Below are 17,954 nucleotides of genomic sequence, written 5' to 3' on the forward strand. Positions count from 1 at the left end.
GATTATAGTAAAATCGATTTTTTTTATATTTTTTTAAATATTTCCAAAATAAAAATCAAAATATAGACTAAATATATAGTTTGGTTCATAATCATACTCTCTATGAAAACTGATACCCGGTCTAATTTCATAAGAGATCCATTTACGATAAATATTTTGACGCCAAGATATAAAACTTGAGTAGTTGCTTATGCCGTTAAATGGTTCCGGTGCAGCATCGCAAACATATTTGGAGTTGCCCCAAAACTGCTGTGTAAAATTAAATCCTTTTCTTTTAGAGAGTGTTAAATAGTAAGAGAATGCAACTGAATAGTCAAAACCCTCTATATGAGCTTGCGTTTTTCGGTGCAGTCTTGTTCTAAAGAGAGAATTTTCTGTTAATATTCTGTCAATATAGAGTTCGGTTTCTTCGCTCCAGTCATATTTTGTTGAATATTTAAACTCCTGAGAAGGCTGAATCAGCCATTTTCCTGCTGTATAGTCTTTGCTGTATCTAGCTCTTGCATAAAGTGATAAACTTCTAATGCCTACGGAGTATTTTGATTTAATATCTTTATACAAAGGTGCAAAATAATTAACTCCCACATAAGTGTTTTTTTCACTCTCTTGTTTTGTATAAGCGGTATCATCAAAATAGTTTTTTTCAATATCATTAACAAAAAGTTGAAAGTTTTTTTTGCTTTTGCTTAGAGGTATTTGTGCTCTTATCCTGTACTTAAAATCAGTTGACTCTTTTGATTGATAATTAGAACCTAGACGAATACGAAGATAACTCTCTTCAGTCTCTTGTATAAATTTTTCATCTTTAAAAAATTTATCAATTGAATCTTTTGTTCCATTTTCTGAGGTAGTGTTTACATCTGGAGTATCAACCCATTCACTTATACTCTGATCTACACTTTTAAATAATTCAACAATATATTTTGAAAAATTTTTGTGTTTTTCATCAATATATTGAGAAAAAGTTTGAGTAGTCGTGTTAGTATCTGCAGCTGCATTTAGTGCGCAAAATAGATAAAATAAAAGAGTAATAACACGAAATGACATAATACACCCTCCGCTTATGTTGTTGATTATAGCTTCTTTTAATTTAAAAGAAGATGTGTATACTTTCGTTTATGAAATGGATAAAAGAATTAAACAGCGGTGTAAAATATATGCTTTTAGCATCATTTTTATTCGCAATTATGGGTGCATTTGTAAAACTTGCAAGTGAGAGTATAAGCTCTTTGGAGATTGTATTTTTTAGAAATATTTTCGGTGTTGTTTTAATAGGCTATACCTTATACAAAACCCCTATGAAACATAAAGGCGGAAAACCTTTATTGCTTTTTTTTAGAGGTTTGATGGGTTTTTTGGCACTTCTTGCTTATTTTTACAATATTGCCAATATTCCGCTTGGAGATGCTGTTACATTCTCAAAGACGGCACCTATTTTTACAGCCATTTTTGCATGGGCTTTTTTAAAAGAAAAACTCTCTTTAAGTGCATGGATTGCCGTATTTATCGGTTTTGGAGGGATTTTGCTTATAACACAGCCAAGCGGAATTGCATTTACAAAGTATGATCTGCTTGGAATTTTTAGCGGAGTCGGAGCCGCACTTGCTTACACTTCGGTAAGAGAACTTAGAAACTACTATGATACAAGGGCGATAGTCCTCTCTTTTACTTTTGTGGGAACGATTGGTCCGATTATCCTTTTTATCCTGTCAAAATATTTTTATCTTCCAGAGCTAGATTTTATGATGGGAGAATTTATTGTTCCGGATAAAATTACCTGGATTTATGTGGTGGGAATAGGTGTTTTGGGAACACTCTCTCAGTACTATATGACAAAAGCTTACGGTGAAACAAAAGCGGGAATTGTGGGGGCTGTAAGTTACACAAATATAGTTTTTGCTATTTTGGTAGGTACTTTGCTTGGTGATTCTCTTCCGGGTTTTATGACGACATGTGGAATAGTGTTGATTGTAAGTGCCGGTATAATGGTCGCTAAGGCAAAGTAACTGAAATTTTTGTTGTGTGTTTGTTAACTTCGTATTTAAAAGCATTATGCTATAATCACTACCTATTTTTCAAAAGGTAAATATATGAAACTACTCGCCGGACCTTGTGTTATAGAGAGTGAAGCAAATATTTTTAAAATCGCTAAAGCTTTAGAAGTGTATCAAAACGACAATACTATTGATTTTTATTTCAAATCCAGTTTTGATAAAGCAAACAGAACATCACTTGATAGTTTTCGCGGACTTGGGATGCAAGAGGGGCTTAGAATCTTGCAAAAAGTGAAAGAAGATTTTGGATATAAAGTCGTAACGGATGTTCATGAATCATATCAAGTTCCCACAGCTGCCGAAGTTGTGGATATGCTTCAGATTCCCGCATTTTTGTGCCGTCAAACCGACCTTTTGGTTGCATGCGCAAAAACAGACAAAGAGATAAATATCAAAAAAGGGCAGTTTATCAATCCGCCGGACATGAAATACTCTGTTGCCAAAGTGCTTAAAACGCGTGGTTGTGATGAGGTGAGTTATGAAGCTTCTAAAAAGCACGGCGTTTATCTTTGTGAAAGAGGCTCATCTTTTGGTTATGGAAATATTGTTGTAGATATGCGCTCATTGGTTATTATGAGAGAGTTCGCACCGACTATTTTTGACGCTACGCACTCTGTTCAAGCTCCGGGTGCACTCGGCGGAAAAACGGGCGGAGACAGAACGATGGTGCCCTACTTGGCAAGTGCGGCGGCAGCAGTCGGTGTGGACGGTTTCTTTTTTGAGACACACTTTGACCCCTCAATTGCTCTAAGTGACGGACCAAATATGATAAAGTTAGATGAGTTAGAAGCTCTAATAAATAAAATTAAAAAGATAGAGGAAATAAATAGATGAATTTAATCGAAGGCAAATTAAAAGTAGTCAACGGCAAAAAAATAGCAATAGTAAGTACGAGATGGAATCACTTTATAGTAGATAGACTTGTAGAGGGTGCAAAGGATGCTTTTGCAAGACATGGCGGAGATGACGCCGACCTTACGCATGTTTTAGCTCCGGGAGCATTTGAGCTTCCAATGGTAATTGATCAATTGCTCTCAAGCGGAAAGTATGATGCCGTATGTGCTTTGGGTGCAGTAATCCGCGGTTCAACTCCTCACTTTGATTATGTTTCAGCTGAGGCTACAAAAGGGATAGCGACTGTGAGTTTAAAACATAAAAAACCGGTCTCATTTGGACTTTTAACAACCGATACGATTGAGCAGGCCATAGAGAGAGCAGGCACAAAAGCCGGCAATAAAGGTTTTGAAGCGATGACGGTTGTTATTGAAATGATTGATCTTTACGAGAACCTTTAATCATGGCCACTAGACATCAAGCCAGAATGGCGGTTGTAAGCCTGTTGTACGCATTTGATTTGGGTAACGGAAATATTGCAGAACATACGGATGAGATTTTAGAAGAGAAAAAAATCCGCAATAAACAAAAAGATTTTGCATTGACTCTTTATGAAGGTGTTATGAGCAATATTGCTTCAGTTGATGAAGCGATAGTCAAACATCTTAAAGATTGGGATTTTGAGAGACTTGGAGCTATCGAGAGAGCAACTCTTAGACTTGCAACCTATGAGATACTTTATGGAGATCTTGATTCCGCCGTGGTCATAAACGAAGCGGTTGAAATCACAAAAGCATTTGGAACGGAGCAGTCTCCTAAGTTTATAAACGGTGTGTTAGACGCAATTTCTAAAGATAAATAAAAAATGAAAAGATTAACAAAAGAAGAAGCGCTTTACCTTATAAAAAATGCAGATTTAAAAGAGCTTGGACGGATGGCGACGGCTCGTAAAAAAGAGCTGCATCCGGATAATGTCACTACATTTGTAGTTGATAGAAACATAAACTATACCAATATATGCTGGGTAGATTGCAAGTTTTGTGCATTTTACAGACATGAAAAAGATGCGGATGCTTATGTGCTCACTTTTGACGAGATAGATGCGAAGATAGACGAGCTGCTTGAAATCGGCGGAACACAGATACTTTTTCAAGGCGGCGTGCATCCAAAACTAAAGATCGAGTGGTACGAAGATTTGGTAGAGCATATCCATACAAAATATCCCACAATTACCATCCACGGCTTTAGCTCCATCGAGATTGATTATATCGCCAAAGTTTCACGCATTAGTGTTGAAGAGGTGTTAGAGAGACTTCATGCAAAAGGTTTGGCTTCTATTCCCGGAGCAGGGGCGGAGATACTATCTGATAAGGTAAGAGATATTATCGCTCCCAAAAAAATCGACTCTGATGTATGGATAGATATCCACAGAAAAGCGCATAAACTCGGCATAATGTCGACGGCTACCATGATGTACGGAACTATTGAGAGCGATGAAGATATTGTGGAACATTTTGACATGATACGAAAGCTTCAGGATGAGACGGGCGGTTTTCGCGCTTTTATAATGTGGAGTTTTCAAAGTGAAAATACAGAACTTCTTAGACTTTTTCCAGATATGCAAAAGCCTTCATCAAACCGTTACTTAAGGCTTCTAGCTGTGGCAAGACTCTATTTGGATAATGTGCCAAATATTCAAAGTTCATGGGTGACGCAGGGACCATACATTGGTCAGATGGCTTTAATGTTTGGTGCAAATGATTTGGGTTCTACCATGATGGAAGAGAATGTTGTAAGCAGCGCGGGAGCGGCTTACAAAATGGCGAAAGAAGAGATGGTGCATCTTATAAGAGATGTAGGTGAAATCCCGGCTGTGCGAAATACAGCATACGAAATTTTAGAGAAATTTGCATAAAATGATAAAAAAAACAATTTTATTATTATTAATTTTAGGAAATATAATGATGGCAGCGACGGTAGAAGAGTTAAAAATAAAAGATATAAACATACCTATTGTTTTTGAAGAGGACAAAAGATTGCCTCTGGTGACGATGCAGTTTATTTTTCAAAACAGCGGAAGTATTGCTGATACTACAAAAGCAGGTTTGGCTAAATTTAGTGCAAAAATCATGAACGAAGGAACCAAAGAACTTGGTTCAAGTGCGTTTGCCGAGAAGTTAGAGAGCAGAGCCATTCATATATCGGCTTCAACAGGAAGAGAGACATTTGTAATAGAGCTTGGATGTTTAAAAGAGGAGTTTGATGAGGGTTTGAAATATTTTGAACTGCTTTTAAAAGATCCAAACCTTACGCAAGAAGCAGTTCAAAAAGTAAAAACAACTACTCTTGGCAATCTTGCGAGAAAAGAGAATGATTTTGATTATGTCGCTTCAAATGAGTTAAAAGCACTTCTTTTTGAAGGAAGTGTACTTGCAAATCCTTCATCTGGAACTATAGATAGTGTAAAGAGTATCGATTTAAATGATGTTCAAGAGTTCTTGGATAAAAACCTGGTAAGCTCAAAACTTATTGTTGCTGTTGGCGGCGATGTAGATATAAAAGAGCTTAAAGATAAAATTTCAAAAATCATAGCATCAATGCCAAAAGGTGAAGCAAGTAGTGTAAAAAAGTATGAAGTTTCTAAAGAAGTAAAAGAGAAAATTGTAAAAAAAGAGACACAGCAAGCGTATATATACTTTGGTTCACCATATAACATAAGTGTAAATTCCGAGGATTATTACAAAGCAAGAGTTGCTACTTTTATCCTGGGTGCAGGCGGTTTTGGCTCAAGACTTATGGAAGAGATCAGAGTGAAAAAAGGGCTTGCTTATTCAGCATATGCAAGGCTTCAGGTAAGCAAATCAAGCTCTTATATGAGCGGATATCTTCAAACAAAGTTAGAGTCTCTTGAAGATGCCAAAGCAACAGTGAAAAAGATTGTTGCAGATTTTGTAAAAGAGGGTGTAACAGAAGAAGAACTTGAGCAGACTAAAAAGTTTTTGCTTGGAAGCGAGCCTCTAAGAGTGGAGACAATGAGTCAAAGACTTCATAGAACATTTATGGAGTTTTACAATGGACAAGAGCTTGGAAACTCTCTTAAAGAGTTAGAAAAAATAAAAAAACTAAAACTAGATGATCTAAACGAGTTTATCAAATTTCATAAAGAGATCTTAGATATGAGTTTTGCAATCGTTACAAAGCGCTAGCTTCTTTAGAAAGCGCTAGTTTTTTTCAAAAAACGAAATTTTTATAAAAAATATTGCATTTTGCAATATTTCACCACAAAGTTCATAAAAACAGATAGTATTAAATACTAAGGACTTAAAATGGACATAACTAAAGAGCAGGAAGAGAAGTTTAAAAAATTGGGTATCGGCAGCTACTCTGAGCTTACTCTTATTGTTCCCTCTGCTTATGAGGACTTGAGGCTTCATAACAAACTTCAAACACATGTTATGCAGTTAATCGATGCCACTGTCGAGTCCGTTTACAAATCTCCGAACTCTCTTCAGATTACATTTTATGCCCATAATTTCGGACATACCATAACAGGTGTGCTTTTTCGTCCAAAACCCTATATGATTCATCAGTTTAATGTAGGAGAGAGGGATTACTACTATGGAATGATTGAGTGCAAAAGTGGTTTTTGCAGTATGAGTATGCCCAAAAAAGTTACAAATGTAGGCAAAATAACGCCAAGATACAAAACGCAGCTTAGAACAGATGTTATGCTTCGTCTTGTTCAAATGTTTATAACAAAAGAAAATTTACTTTCAGAGGGTTTAAAAGAGGAGGTGGCTGAAGAGCTCTTAAAGATCCATTTTCCAGCTCAAGAGCCAGTAAATCTGAAAAAATTAGAATCTAAAACACTCAATGCTCTTAAGTATGTAGAACTCTTCACCTACATGAAACAGCTCTCTCACAAAAGAAGATACTTTAAGTCCATAACCTCTACATGTCAAGATTATAAGAAGTGGGCAGAAAGATTGCCGTTTAAACTAACATATGAGCAGATAAATGCTATAGAGGATATAAAAAAAGATCTCTTAAGTAATATATCAGCGAAAAGAATGATAGTAGGAGATGTCGGGAGCGGAAAAACAATGGTGATACTTGCCTCTTGTGTTATGATGCTTCCACAGCGCTCTATTCTTATGGCACCGACAACAATTTTGGCAAATCAGCTTTACAATGAAGCGGTTAAATACCTCCCGGATGTAAAAATAGCTTTGGTTACAAACAAAAGTAAAAAAATAAGTTTGGATGCGTATGATTTTATTATAGGTACGCATGCTCTGCTTTACAGAGAACTTCCCCAAGCTTCACTTGTTATGGTGGATGAACAGCATCGCTTTGGAACGGCTCAGAGAAATATGTTGGAAAAATTGGTAAATATAGGAGATAAAAAACCGCATTTTTTGCAGTTTTCTGCAACGCCCATACCCAGAACGCAGGCGATGATAGAGACTGCTCATATAGATGTTTCACTTATAACTTCCACACCTTTTAAAAAAGATATCACTAGCAAGGTTATACATAAAAAAGATTTTAAAGAGCTTTTAGAACATATAAAGAGCGAGATAGATTACGGGAATCAAATCTTGCTTGTCTATCCGCTTGTTGAACAGAGTGAGGTTTTAGAGTATCAAAGCATAGATGAAGCAAGAGGGTACTGGGAAAATAGATTTGAAAATGTTTATGTTACCCATGGAAAAGACAGAGATAAAGAGGAAGTTTTGCTAGAATTTAGCAAAAAAGGTGATATTTTGATAGCTACAACTGTGGTTGAGGTTGGCATCTCTTTGCCGCGACTCAGCACAGTGGTCGTTGTCGGTGCAGAGAGATTGGGACTCTCCACGCTGCATCAGTTGCGAGGTCGTGTCAGCCGTACGGGTCTTAAAGGCTACTGTTTTTTATATACGAACAAGAGTGAATCTGAACGATTGGAGAGGTTTACGAAAACAATAAGCGGATTTGATATCGCAAATCTTGATTTGAAGTATAGAAAAAGCGGCGATCTGCTAAAAGGGCACAATCAAAGCGGAAGTCAGTTTAAGTGGATTGATCTGGCAGAAGATGAAGATATAGTAAAAAGCGTAAAAAAAGATTGTTTTTTAAGTTAAATAACTTTGTAGGATTTTCAGCACGGATAAAAATCCGTGCTAGAAGAAAAAAGTCTATTAATATAAACCGAATCTTCCATCGCTTCTTTTGTAGAGAACGCGTGTTTTATTTTCGTTGTCCAAAAAGATTTCGAACATTTTGTTGCTATCTTTGAGATCATTTAAAACATCTTCGACTTCTCTTGGTTTATAAAGAGTAAGCTCAACGGGGATGATTTCATCCTCCATCGCTTCGTCCGCCTCATGCAGATCTACACTTTTAAAGGCTTCATTCTTTGCTTCATTTATACCATCTTTATGATGTGTGTTTTCTTTATCATGTATACGGCGCATCGCTTTTTGTGCTCTCTCTGCAGCCAAATCGATAGCAGCATAAAGATCTTGGTCACTCTGCTTTATGACTATGGAGTTTTTATGTGCCAGGTTGATAACAAACTCTACAACAGAGAGAGGTTTGCCCTTTTTTGTCTGGCTTGATGCAATAAGATTTACAGAGATAATGTCCATATTGTATTTGCTAAGAGTGTTAATAGATGTATTCATATAGGCTTTAATAGGCTCTGTAAGCTCTACATGTCTTCCGGTTAATGATATATTCATGGTAAATCCTTTAGTTTCTAAATAACGATTATTATAGCATTAAATCGTTTACAATAATTCATTATTTAGAGTTTTTGGATTGTTCTTCTAAAGTAGCGGATAGGTTCGGTGCTAAGGTTTTGATCTGCTCTAGGGCTTACCGTTACATCCATAAGTACAGAACCGTTTTGTTCGGGAGTAACAACACTAATATAATCATTTGTGGCTGATGCACATGGGGAAGGATTTGTATAGATATATTTTAGAGTTATATTTACATCATATAGACCATCGTCAAAAGTGTAGTTTCTTGCTGTTATAGTGCAGGGTGCAGCTTGCGCGATGTCCAAAAGTGCCAACTCTGTAGCACTCTTTGCATGGAGTGCGGTTTGCTCGTAAAGATATAAATCGACAGTTCTTTTACTTGTTTCTGTTGTAAGTGCCAAAGAGAGCGCCATAATAGTCGCTATGATAATTATAACCGCTATAGCCATTATCATAGCAAAGCCTGAACGCTTCTTATGAGGATTGGGTTTTAAAAAATAGTTTTTTCTTTGCATAACGAATAATCCTCCACTAACTCAGAATTGACACACACTTGAATTTTAACAATTGAGCCGACTGCTTTAAATCTAAAAGTATCTACATTTTCCATGATTACAGCTTTTTTTGTATTGGCATCACTATATTTATCTCCTTGCCACGGTTGATAATCATAATAGAGAGTTAAATTTCCATCATCAGGAGTATGTACAACAGCATAAGCAGTCCAAGCAAGCTGATAATATTCGTAAACATTAACATCTCTAAAATCGTCCCCAGTTATGCCAGACACAAATTCATTTACACTTCCTCCATTATTTATGGGATGCATAACACTTGTATTATGGTCTGTTAAAGCGACTCCATCCCATCCATAGCCGGTTTTGATATCACTATCAGATCCTACAAAATAGAGAGCAGCATCATTTATGGTAGTTCCACTGCCATGTGATAAAACACCAATTAATGTATTTAAAGCGCCGGTATCGGTTCCGGGAGATACTAAATTAGTAGCATTTGTATTTGGATCTTTTAAATCAATTATTCCGCTCCAGTGAGGCAGAAAATTTCCGCCAGCATTAGGAGTATTTCCGCGAAATCCCTCTATATCTGTTCCTACCCATTCTAGTATTGTTGCGTTTTCCTCGTAAGGAGAATAAGCTAAAGCTTCAAAATCAGTAGCACTCTTTCTAGCGATTACAGAGTCTTTGATGCGGTATTGAAGCCTTGAACCTATTGTCTCAACTGCAGCTGCAGTTTGGGATTGGAGTCTGTTGTTGATACTTGAAAATATAAAGCTTTTATAAGCCTGAGAGAGTAGCTCAACACCATATTTTGCAAGAATTCCCATGATTACTATAACAAAGATAAGTTCTAGAAGAGTAAAAGCGCCTCTACGCATTAAAATCTCCTCTTGTAGTAGTCAATCTCGCCGATGTTGGCAGAGTAGGTATTTAGTTTTATAATCGTTTCACCTTTTGAATTTGTGATTGTAGTAGTTATTTTTTTAATATTATTGTTTGTTGCACCCGTTTCATCAACATATGCTACATTGATTGAACTAGTGTAGATGTCTTTATAACCGGAAGCTTCTGTTACATTGATATCAAAAATTTCTCCACCTGTAAAATTGTTTATATTTGGAAAGTCGGTGCTTGGGTTGCCGTCTATGCCAACGGTTTTGTCATTCAAGCATCTTCTATGATACGGTTGAGCGATATGACCGTCTCTTAGTCTATATCTCGGGCTTGAAGCATTATCTTCACAGTCATTGTCTACATCTATAACTCTTGATAGGCGGCTTGTTTCATTATCTTCCATTGAGTTTGCATCCCAATAGTAAGATGTTGCTCCCATCAGTTCTGCAGAGGCTGCAAAGATAGCTTCCTGAACTATATTGCTCTCAATCCCTTTGGATGTAATCTGAATCATTGTAGGGAGCGATATAACTGCAATAGATACAATAACAATAGCAAATATAAGCTCTATCATTGTAAAAGCGGCTCTGCCAAAAGAGGTTTCTCTTCTTACCACATGATTCTCCTATTTGTTTTTACCCCGCCGGTGCTTTTTGTTGTCGTGTCTGTTTCATGCTCGCCGGTCCAGTCACCTAACTTATCAAACTCAACTTGAAACTCGTTTCTTGTAGCCGTCGGATCATCTTCATTATAGATTAGCCAACGAGATGCATTGTTATGCATAGTTGTTTTGTATGGATATCCTTTGCTTTCATCATACTCAAGATCAGCCTTAGATGGATTAGTAGTGTTATCTTGTGCTGTAACATCTACAATATCATCAGATGAGTCAATAGGAGTAGCATCTTTTTGTTGCACTATGCCTATATTACCATGATTAGTTGTATTATGATCTGCATTTATAAACCATCTTAAATCATCTACATTTATTGAAGTAACTCCGTTTGGAAGCAGGTTTTTGTTGCAAGGTCTACCTACACTGTCTGTTTCAAAACAGTATGCTTCAAAGTAGATATTTGCTGTTCCAGTTGGACCTTCGTATCTTTGTCTTGAAGCATGTGTACGGCCGTATATAAATGTCGCATTACCATCTTCTAAGCCATCTTTAGAGCCTGTTATATTTGCATCTGAATCATATCCGGTTACCGGGGTCTGAGTATAGTATGATTCTGTTGATATATTGATATCTGAAACATTAATGTCAAACGGATTGATTGCAACATTTACTTGACGAGGAAAATTAAATCGTAAAACTTTTGATAGATTGTCTTCTTCAAAAGTTATGGTCTTTGTCCCGTTGTCATCACCATCAGTTCCAAAGCCAAGTAGCAGATTAACTATTTTTGTAGTGTTTGCATCCCCTTGATTAGGTTCTGTTGCAGTGAAATTAACTGATATAGGATTTTCATAATATGCAGCACCGTCTCTAAAGTTTATTGTTGTTCCATTTGATTCATTTTGCGCAATAATTTTTATTTTGACTTTAGCGGCCATATCAAATGTTGATTGATTTGCATCGTCTAAATTTGATATATATGTAAAATTATCTGTTGTTATGTAGTTTGATACATTTCCATCAGAGAATCCAAAATGATGAGGTATAAATGTAACATTTATATCACCACATACATAAGCACCCTCGCTGCTACAGTCATGAGGAGTTGGATCATTTACATTATTTATATCTACACTTGCCCACTCTTTGTCTTTTAGTGTTAAATTGACTTTTCCTACATCATTAAAATTAATAGCAACAACTTCTGAGTTTGCACCATTTGTTGATATGCCATTGCTCATATTAAAGTCATTTAGGCCAAAATTTACAATCCCGTTTAAAATAGCTGCACTGCCATCTTTTGCAAAGACTATTGATTCATTAATGTCAAGATTTGCTTTTGTTTGGTTATACCCTTGAGAATTAACATCTATATGCCCGACAGAATCATAATCAAATGCATTGACTGTTGTATTGTAATCAGAACCTGAGCGCAAAAGATTCTGCATATGCGGATTTGTTGAAGTTATTTCAAATCTATCTGGGCGAATTGCAAAATTGTCACTTGAACAATCTGGAAAAGCATTTAGAGTACACATCAAACAGCCAAGCTCGTTGTCATATAGAGGATTGTATCCAGGTTCGTTTGGATCAGATGCTCCATTATTAGAAGATTCACACGGTCTTCCATTCATAGTTTGACAACGCTCATATGCACTAAGTCCAAAAGCATCATAATATTTGTTTGCCGAGTTGACACACTGTCCAAGACCTGCAAGATTTCCAGTTGTTGAACTGCTATAAACACATTTTATACCAGAATCTATGTATAACTGATCCAAATCAAGATATGAAACTGAAAGACGCGCATTTTTTAACGCATGAGCAGGTATGTTCACATTTCTTGTATCTATTACATTATTATTTGTAATTTCAAAAACTACGGGACGCCCAGTGTCTGCATCATAAAGAGGTTCCTGTGTTGAACATATTCCATTACTAAGATAAGGTATAACTAAAAATGAGAGTTCATTGTCTAAAGGTGTAAAGACTGATGCATTTTGACTACCGTCAAGATGCACTGCAGTAAGCTGTACACTTGTTTGCGCGGAGATTTTTGTTTTTAAAACTTTACTTGTTCCTGCGTTGTAAGTATCAATGTTTGTCCACATATCTGTATCAATTACATCTGCATGATCAGGCGGTGGAGTGAAGATAATTTCTCCCCCGCTTCCATCTTCACTGCTTACGATAATTGATGCATCTGATTTTGTTATTGTTCCGTCAATGATCGCTTCATTTTTGAGTAAAGCAGGTTCAGGAGATAACGGTGTTGTGATTTCATATATTATTCTTGCTAAACCAGGTACACCACTGTTACCTGTACGCTTTGGAATATCTCCTGTGCATGTAAAGTTGGTAGCAGTTGGATCAACACTTCCACAGTTAAGTGATCCAGAATCGATAATATTTAAGTTGAAATTTAAACCGCTGACTTCATCTCCTGCTGTACCATTAATAAAATCATAATGGAAAGCTTGTAAAGTGTCTGTTATGCTTACATCAGACATCGGCGTACTAGTTTCATTGGCAATTGTAATCATGTATGTAACTGTTTGATTTAAATCAGCATAATAAGTTGAAGGGGTTTTAATTATAAGTAAATCTGACTCTTCACCTAGGGGAGAAACAGTTATTGTAAATTCATCAGTATTGGAATCTTCATTTTCTCCATCGGTCGCATAAGCGCCTAGGCTGTATGTTCCATCAACCGTAGGCGTACCGCTAATCACACCACTGGTTTCGTTAAAATCCAAACCTGTCGGTAGCGTGCCGGTTAATGTATATGACTCAATTGCACTGTCTGTTGCTTGTGCGTAGTCTGCAATATTAAGCGTGTATGGTATGCCGTTAGATATATCTTGGTCTGGAATGTCTCCCATTACCGGAGGTCCAGAAGAAACCGGTTCAGAGCTCAATGTGAAGCTATCACTGTTTGATGTGCCATCTTTGTCTTGCGCCGTTACGCTTAAAGTAAATGTACCACTTTCTGTGGGAGTGCCGCTGAGAATACCGGTTGTTGTATTAAAGCTCAAGCCCGCTGGAAGCGTTCCGGATAAAGCATAAGAGATAATAGGGTCACTGTCAGTAAGTGTGACATAGGTCGAAATATTTAAAGAAAAAGGTGTACCCACTATAATAAGCTGGTCAGGAACATCACCCATAATCGGCGGAGTTGGTAAAGGTATAAATGTTACTGTTAATGTATGACTTTCATCATTTGAAGCAAAAACGGCAACATTTACATCAAAAGCACCATTACTCTCATATATCAGCAAAGTCTTTTTTGAGGCTTCTCCCGAGGGACAGCTGTCTCCTGAACCATTTAGGTGAATTTTATTGTTACTATTATCTGTAGCAATTGTTAATGTTCCGGCAGCATTTGTTTGAATATAATAATATATAGTGTCATTTTTAGACATAGAAGCACTATGTGTTTGAATTGGAGATGATGCGGACATGCTATAAGAATAGTCACTTGAGCATGCATCAGCACCTTTTAAATAGGCAGGAGATAGCAAAATAACCATAAGAACCAAAAAAGAGTGAAATAAATTCATCGAATCCTCCAACTAAAAGTGCAAAACTTCACTTTTTAATACTACATTATACTATCAAACATACTTAATAAGTGCTTAACATCTTTTTTTTATAAAAAAGAGCTGATTTAATGAGTGTTATATATCTTTTGGATAAAATAACATCTTATTTAAAATTTAGGAATTTATTTTATGAAATTAAAGATTTATTTTTTAGCGGCTTTGGTGCTTTTTTCGCTTTTGTTTTCAGGATGTTCAAAAGAGGTTGAGGAGTATAACAAGTCTGCTATATACTGGTACTCAAAAATAGTGCAGAGTGTTTCTAACGGAGATCTGGAGAGAGCTGACAGCTACTACAGTTCACTTCAGGGCGAGCACATCGGCTCTCCTCTGCTCCCAGAGGCTACGATGATACTCGCACTTGCGCATATGTATCATGAGGAGTATCTTTTAAGCGAGCATTTTTTAAATGAGTATATTAAAAGATATGCAACTCCAAATGAAAAAGAGGAAGCAGAATTTTTAAAAATAAAAGCAAAATATATGGCTCTACCAAATCCAAGACGAGATCAGGGGTTGATAACCGAGGCGATAGAAGAGGGCGAAGCGTTTAAGAGAATATATCCAAACTCAATGTATCTAGAGATCATAAACACGATGCTTACCAGACTTTATCTTGCCGAGTTTACGCTCAACGAGAGCATAGCCGGGCTTTATGACAGGTTAGACAAACCAAAAAGTGCCGCATATTACAGATCTATAAATCCGCAACCCTGGATTGTCTCAGAAGAGGTAAACAGAGCTGTTGCTCCATGGTATCGTTCATGGTTTGAAGGAGACGGTACTTCAAGCTGGTATGATTTTATGATACCGGACACGCAAAGTGTTGTTTCTAGAAGCTCTGTAAAAGATGAAGATGTAGGAGAGAGCGATGAAACTAAGTGATTATAAAGCATTTCCGGCTGATATACCCGTTATAGCGGAGGATGAACTCTTTTTATATCCGTTTATGATCTCTCCGCTTTTTTTAAGCGATGAGAAAAACATAAAAGCGGCTACAAAGGCTATTGAAGATGGATCTTTGGTTATTGTTTGCCCTACAAAACCTTCTTATGAGGGCGAAAGAGAGTTTGAATCACTTTATAACGCAGGTGTAGTAGGTTCTATCATGCGAAAAGTCTCACTTCCCGACGGAAGAGTAAAAGTGCTTTTTCAAGGTCTAGCACGGGCTAAAGTTATAAAAAAAGTTCAAGACGATCCTCTTATTGCACATGTAGATATCATAAATGCTACAAATGTAAGCTCTTTAAAGATAGATGCCATACTTGAGATAGTTCGTGAAAAGGTTAGAGCGCTTGCTGCCGTGAGCAGCTATTTTCCTCCGGATCTGTTAAAAACTATAGAAGAGAATCATGACCATAACCGCATAATCGATCTTATATGCAGTAGTGTTAAGCTCAAAAAAGAGCAGGCTTACAATCTTTTTGTAGAGACTGATACTGAAAAAAGATTTTTGGATCTTATAGAGTATCTTATCGATGAGATTGAGGCAAATAAGCTGCAAAAAGAGATTCGTTCAAAAGTGCATACACATATAGAAAAAATCAATAAAGAGTATTTCTTAAAAGAGCAGCTAAAGCAGATTCAAAAAGAGCTTGGAAGCGATACTTCAAGAGATGAAGAGATAGAAGAGTACCGAAACAAACTCAAAGCGAAAAAAGAGAAAATGAGCGAAGAGGCTTATAAAGAGATACATAAACAGATAGAGAGATTTTCGCGAATGCATCCTGACTCTTCAGATGCATCTATGACACAAACTTATCTAGAGTGGGCTTTAGAGATCCCTTTTGGGGAGGAGAGTAAAAAGAAGCTTAAAATCAGTGAAGTAGAAAATCAACTGGATAAAGACCACTTCTCTTTAGAAAAACCAAAAGAGAGAATTATTGAGTTTTTTGCGGTAAAAGAGTTGATGGAGCTTAGAGGAGTAAAGGGAAATTCAGGAGCGATTATCTGTTTTTCAGGACCTCCGGGCGTGGGTAAAACATCTTTGGCAAATTCTATAGCAGAGGCGTTAAAAAGACCGTTAATCAGGATAGCGCTTGGCGGTTTAGAAGATGTAAATGAGTTAAGAGGACATAGAAGAACCTATGTCGGCGCGATGCCTGGGCGTATAACCCAGGGACTGATTGATGCTAAAAAAATGAATCCTGTAGTAGTCCTTGATGAGATAGACAAAGTTGCAAAAACCGGCAGAGGCGACCCGACAGCAGCACTTTTAGAGATACTGGACCCGGAGCAGAACAAAGAGTTTCGTGATTATTATCTTAACTTTAATCTTGATCTCTCAAAAGTTATCTTTATAGCAACTGCAAATGATGTCGGAACTATTCCTGCTCCGCTTCGTGACAGAATGGAGTTTATTAGCATAAGCTCTTATACTCCTCAGGAGAAGTATGAGATTGCATCTAGATATCTTATTCCGCAAGAGCTTAAAAAACATGGTTTAAGAAAATCAGAAGTTGCTATCTCAAAACCTGCACTTAAAGAGCTTATCCATAGCTACACCCGTGAAGCGGGAGTGCGCAATCTTCGCCGCCGCCTTGCAAATATGTCAAGAAAAGTTGCTCGTGAACTACTTGAACATCCGGAAATCAGCAGAGTTTCACTGACTCTGAAAAATCTTAAAGACTATTTTGACAAAACGGTATTTGAGATTGAAAAGACGACAAAAGTTCCTGTTGTTGGAGTTGTAAACGGTCTGGCATGGACAGCGGTCGGCGGAGATGTTTTAAAAATAGAGAGTATCCGCATAAAAGGCAAGGGAAGCATGCAGCTTACGGGCAGTTTAGGCGATATTATGAAAGAGTCGGCACTTATTGCATACAGTGTGGTAAAAACACTTATAGATACAAAAAAATTGAAAATAGACCCTCAAAACATTCCTCTTTCAATCAAAGAAAAAGAGGAAAAAACGGCAGTAGATTTAAGCGAAGTCTATAAACGATATGATCTGCATATACATGTTCCAGACGGTGCAACTCCAAAAGATGGACCAAGTGCAGGTATTGCGATGGTAAGCGTTATATCTTCAATACTGAGTTCAAGAAAAATTCGTTCAGAAATCGCAATGACGGGTGAAGTTTCTCTAAGCGGAGATGTACTGCCGATAGGCGGACTGAGAGAGAAACTTATAGCGGCACATAAAGCTGATATGAGCAAAGTACTTATTCCGCTAAAGAATTATGAGAGAGATCTGGATGATATTCCACAAGAGGTAAAAGATTCGTTAGAAATTGTTCCGGTTAGTAAAGTTGAAGAGGTTTTAAAACAAGTTTTAGTTTAAAGCCTCCTCTTTGCTTGTAAACTTTAAAGAGTAATTGACTCTATCTTTTGAGTTAATTCACCGTTTCTTATCGGTTTCATTAAAAAACCGTTTGCGCCGAGTTCAAGGGCTTCTGTTTTTTTTGTTTCATCAGTCGTAAGTACGATAATGGGAATCTGCTTAATATTTTCATCAGAATTTACAACTTTAAGAACTTCTAAACCATCCATCACAGGCATAATGATATCTAAAAGAATAAGATTAATATCTTCTCTCTCTTTTATCTGATTGATAGCATCAATCCCGTTTCTTGCTTCAATAACTTCTTTTACATCGGGGTTTTTCATAAGCATTGATTTTAGAAGTTTAAGGTTTATCATATCGTCATCTACTGTTAGCACTATTAATTCTTTTGAAATCATCTCTT

At 36.8% G+C, this 17,954-nt stretch carries 16 protein-coding genes; 9 read left to right on the plus strand and 7 right to left on the minus strand.

What is annotated here, in order from left to right:
* Window positions 1-33 precede the first annotated feature (33 nt).
* Window positions 34-1,047 (minus strand): hypothetical protein, encoded by a 1,014-nt coding sequence (locus tag FJR47_RS01635; protein WP_152298750.1) that lies wholly within the window; start codon window positions 1,045-1,047, stop codon window positions 34-36.
* Window positions 1,048-1,118: 71 nt separating this feature from the next.
* Here FJR47_RS01635 and FJR47_RS01640 point away from each other — a divergent pair, with 71 nt between their 5' ends.
* From FJR47_RS01640 to recG, 7 genes are all read left to right on the plus strand, one after another.
* Window positions 1,119-2,006 (plus strand): DMT family transporter, encoded by an 888-nt coding sequence (locus FJR47_RS01640; protein WP_241855411.1) that lies wholly within the window; start codon window positions 1,119-1,121, stop codon window positions 2,004-2,006.
* 84 nt (window positions 2,007-2,090) lie between these two features.
* Window positions 2,091-2,888: a 3-deoxy-8-phosphooctulonate synthase gene (gene kdsA, locus FJR47_RS01645; RefSeq protein WP_152298752.1), complete on the plus strand. Its 798-nt coding sequence runs from the start codon at window positions 2,091-2,093 to the stop codon at window positions 2,886-2,888.
* The gene (gene ribH / locus FJR47_RS01650; protein ID WP_152298753.1) at window positions 2,885-3,349 is read left to right on the plus strand and encodes a 6,7-dimethyl-8-ribityllumazine synthase; all 465 of its coding nucleotides are present in this window, start codon (window positions 2,885-2,887) and stop codon (window positions 3,347-3,349) included. Before kdsA ends, ribH begins: the two co-directional genes overlap by 4 nt.
* Before the next feature lie 2 nt (window positions 3,350-3,351).
* Complete coding sequence (gene nusB, locus FJR47_RS01655; protein WP_152298754.1) at window positions 3,352-3,750, plus strand: transcription antitermination factor NusB; 399 nt, start codon at window positions 3,352-3,354, stop codon at window positions 3,748-3,750.
* 3 nt (window positions 3,751-3,753) lie between these two features.
* The gene (locus FJR47_RS01660) at window positions 3,754-4,803 is read left to right on the plus strand and encodes a dehypoxanthine futalosine cyclase (RefSeq protein ID WP_152298755.1); all 1,050 of its coding nucleotides are present in this window, start codon (window positions 3,754-3,756) and stop codon (window positions 4,801-4,803) included.
* 49 nt (window positions 4,804-4,852) lie between these two features.
* A complete protein-coding gene (locus tag FJR47_RS01665; RefSeq protein ID WP_152300251.1) occupies window positions 4,853-6,094 on the plus strand; it encodes a M16 family metallopeptidase in 1,242 nt (413 codons plus the stop codon).
* Between the two features lie 120 nt (window positions 6,095-6,214).
* Window positions 6,215-8,011, plus strand: a complete 1,797-nt coding sequence (gene recG / locus FJR47_RS01670; RefSeq protein ID WP_152298756.1) for an ATP-dependent DNA helicase RecG — start codon at window positions 6,215-6,217, stop codon at window positions 8,009-8,011.
* Window positions 8,012-8,068: 57 nt separating this feature from the next.
* Here the strand turns inward: recG and hpf are convergent, their stop codons facing one another.
* The 5 genes from hpf to FJR47_RS01695 form a co-directional block, all read right to left on the minus strand.
* Window positions 8,069-8,611, minus strand: coding sequence for a ribosome hibernation-promoting factor, HPF/YfiA family (gene hpf / locus FJR47_RS01675; RefSeq protein ID WP_152298757.1), 543 nt, complete (start codon window positions 8,609-8,611; stop codon window positions 8,069-8,071).
* Between the two features lie 65 nt (window positions 8,612-8,676).
* Window positions 8,677-9,150, minus strand: a complete 474-nt coding sequence (locus FJR47_RS01680) for a hypothetical protein (protein WP_152298758.1) — start codon at window positions 9,148-9,150, stop codon at window positions 8,677-8,679.
* Entirely contained in the window at window positions 9,126-10,034 is a 909-nt protein-coding gene (locus FJR47_RS01685) for a type II secretion system protein (RefSeq protein WP_152298759.1), read from the minus strand. Before FJR47_RS01685 ends, FJR47_RS01680 begins: the two co-directional genes overlap by 25 nt.
* On the minus strand, window positions 10,034-10,666 hold the full coding sequence (locus tag FJR47_RS01690; protein WP_152298760.1) for a type II secretion system protein: 633 nt from the start codon (window positions 10,664-10,666) through the stop codon (window positions 10,034-10,036). The genes FJR47_RS01685 and FJR47_RS01690 overlap by 1 nt, the downstream gene beginning before the upstream one ends.
* On the minus strand, window positions 10,660-14,226 hold the full coding sequence (locus FJR47_RS01695) for an Ig domain-containing protein (protein ID WP_152298761.1): 3,567 nt from the start codon (window positions 14,224-14,226) through the stop codon (window positions 10,660-10,662). Before FJR47_RS01695 ends, FJR47_RS01690 begins: the two co-directional genes overlap by 7 nt.
* Before the next feature lie 171 nt (window positions 14,227-14,397).
* On the opposite strand from FJR47_RS01695, the gene FJR47_RS01700 reads away from it, so the two are divergent.
* Both FJR47_RS01700 and lon read left to right on the plus strand, forming a co-directional pair.
* Window positions 14,398-15,150, plus strand: a complete 753-nt coding sequence (locus tag FJR47_RS01700) for an outer membrane protein assembly factor BamD (protein ID WP_152298762.1) — start codon at window positions 14,398-14,400, stop codon at window positions 15,148-15,150.
* The gene (gene lon, locus FJR47_RS01705) at window positions 15,137-17,548 is read left to right on the plus strand and encodes an endopeptidase La (protein ID WP_152298763.1); all 2,412 of its coding nucleotides are present in this window, start codon (window positions 15,137-15,139) and stop codon (window positions 17,546-17,548) included. The genes FJR47_RS01700 and lon overlap by 14 nt, the downstream gene beginning before the upstream one ends.
* Window positions 17,549-17,571: 23 nt before the next feature.
* On the opposite strand, the gene FJR47_RS01710 is transcribed toward lon, so the two are convergent.
* Entirely contained in the window at window positions 17,572-17,949 is a 378-nt protein-coding gene (locus tag FJR47_RS01710; RefSeq protein WP_152298764.1) for a response regulator, read from the minus strand.
* Window positions 17,950-17,954 lie beyond the last annotated feature (5 nt).

The sequence above is a fragment of the Sulfurimonas xiamenensis genome (genome assembly GCF_009258045.1).
Taxonomy (GTDB): Bacteria; Campylobacterota; Campylobacteria; order Campylobacterales; family Sulfurimonadaceae; genus Sulfurimonas; species Sulfurimonas xiamenensis.

Coding starts and splice junctions, on each gene's coding strand:
- FJR47_RS01635 (WP_152298750.1), bottom strand. CDS start 1,047: ATGTCATTTCGTGTTATTACTCTTTTATTTTATCTATTTTGCGCACTA.
- FJR47_RS01640 (WP_241855411.1), top strand. CDS start 1,119: ATGAAATGGATAAAAGAATTAAACAGCGGTGTAAAATATATGCTTTTA.
- kdsA (WP_152298752.1), top strand. CDS start 2,091: ATGAAACTACTCGCCGGACCTTGTGTTATAGAGAGTGAAGCAAATATT.
- ribH (WP_152298753.1), top strand. CDS start 2,885: ATGAATTTAATCGAAGGCAAATTAAAAGTAGTCAACGGCAAAAAAATA.
- nusB (WP_152298754.1), top strand. CDS start 3,352: ATGGCCACTAGACATCAAGCCAGAATGGCGGTTGTAAGCCTGTTGTAC.
- FJR47_RS01660 (WP_152298755.1), top strand. CDS start 3,754: ATGAAAAGATTAACAAAAGAAGAAGCGCTTTACCTTATAAAAAATGCA.
- FJR47_RS01665 (WP_152300251.1), top strand. CDS start 4,853: ATGGCAGCGACGGTAGAAGAGTTAAAAATAAAAGATATAAACATACCT.
- recG (WP_152298756.1), top strand. CDS start 6,215: ATGGACATAACTAAAGAGCAGGAAGAGAAGTTTAAAAAATTGGGTATC.
- hpf (WP_152298757.1), bottom strand. CDS start 8,611: ATGAATATATCATTAACCGGAAGACATGTAGAGCTTACAGAGCCTATT.
- FJR47_RS01680 (WP_152298758.1), bottom strand. CDS start 9,150: ATGCAAAGAAAAAACTATTTTTTAAAACCCAATCCTCATAAGAAGCGT.
- FJR47_RS01685 (WP_152298759.1), bottom strand. CDS start 10,034: ATGCGTAGAGGCGCTTTTACTCTTCTAGAACTTATCTTTGTTATAGTA.
- FJR47_RS01695 (WP_152298761.1), bottom strand. CDS start 14,226: ATGAATTTATTTCACTCTTTTTTGGTTCTTATGGTTATTTTGCTATCT.
- FJR47_RS01700 (WP_152298762.1), top strand. CDS start 14,398: ATGAAATTAAAGATTTATTTTTTAGCGGCTTTGGTGCTTTTTTCGCTT.
- lon (WP_152298763.1), top strand. CDS start 15,137: ATGAAACTAAGTGATTATAAAGCATTTCCGGCTGATATACCCGTTATA.
- FJR47_RS01710 (WP_152298764.1), bottom strand. CDS start 17,949: ATGATTTCAAAAGAATTAATAGTGCTAACAGTAGATGACGATATGATA.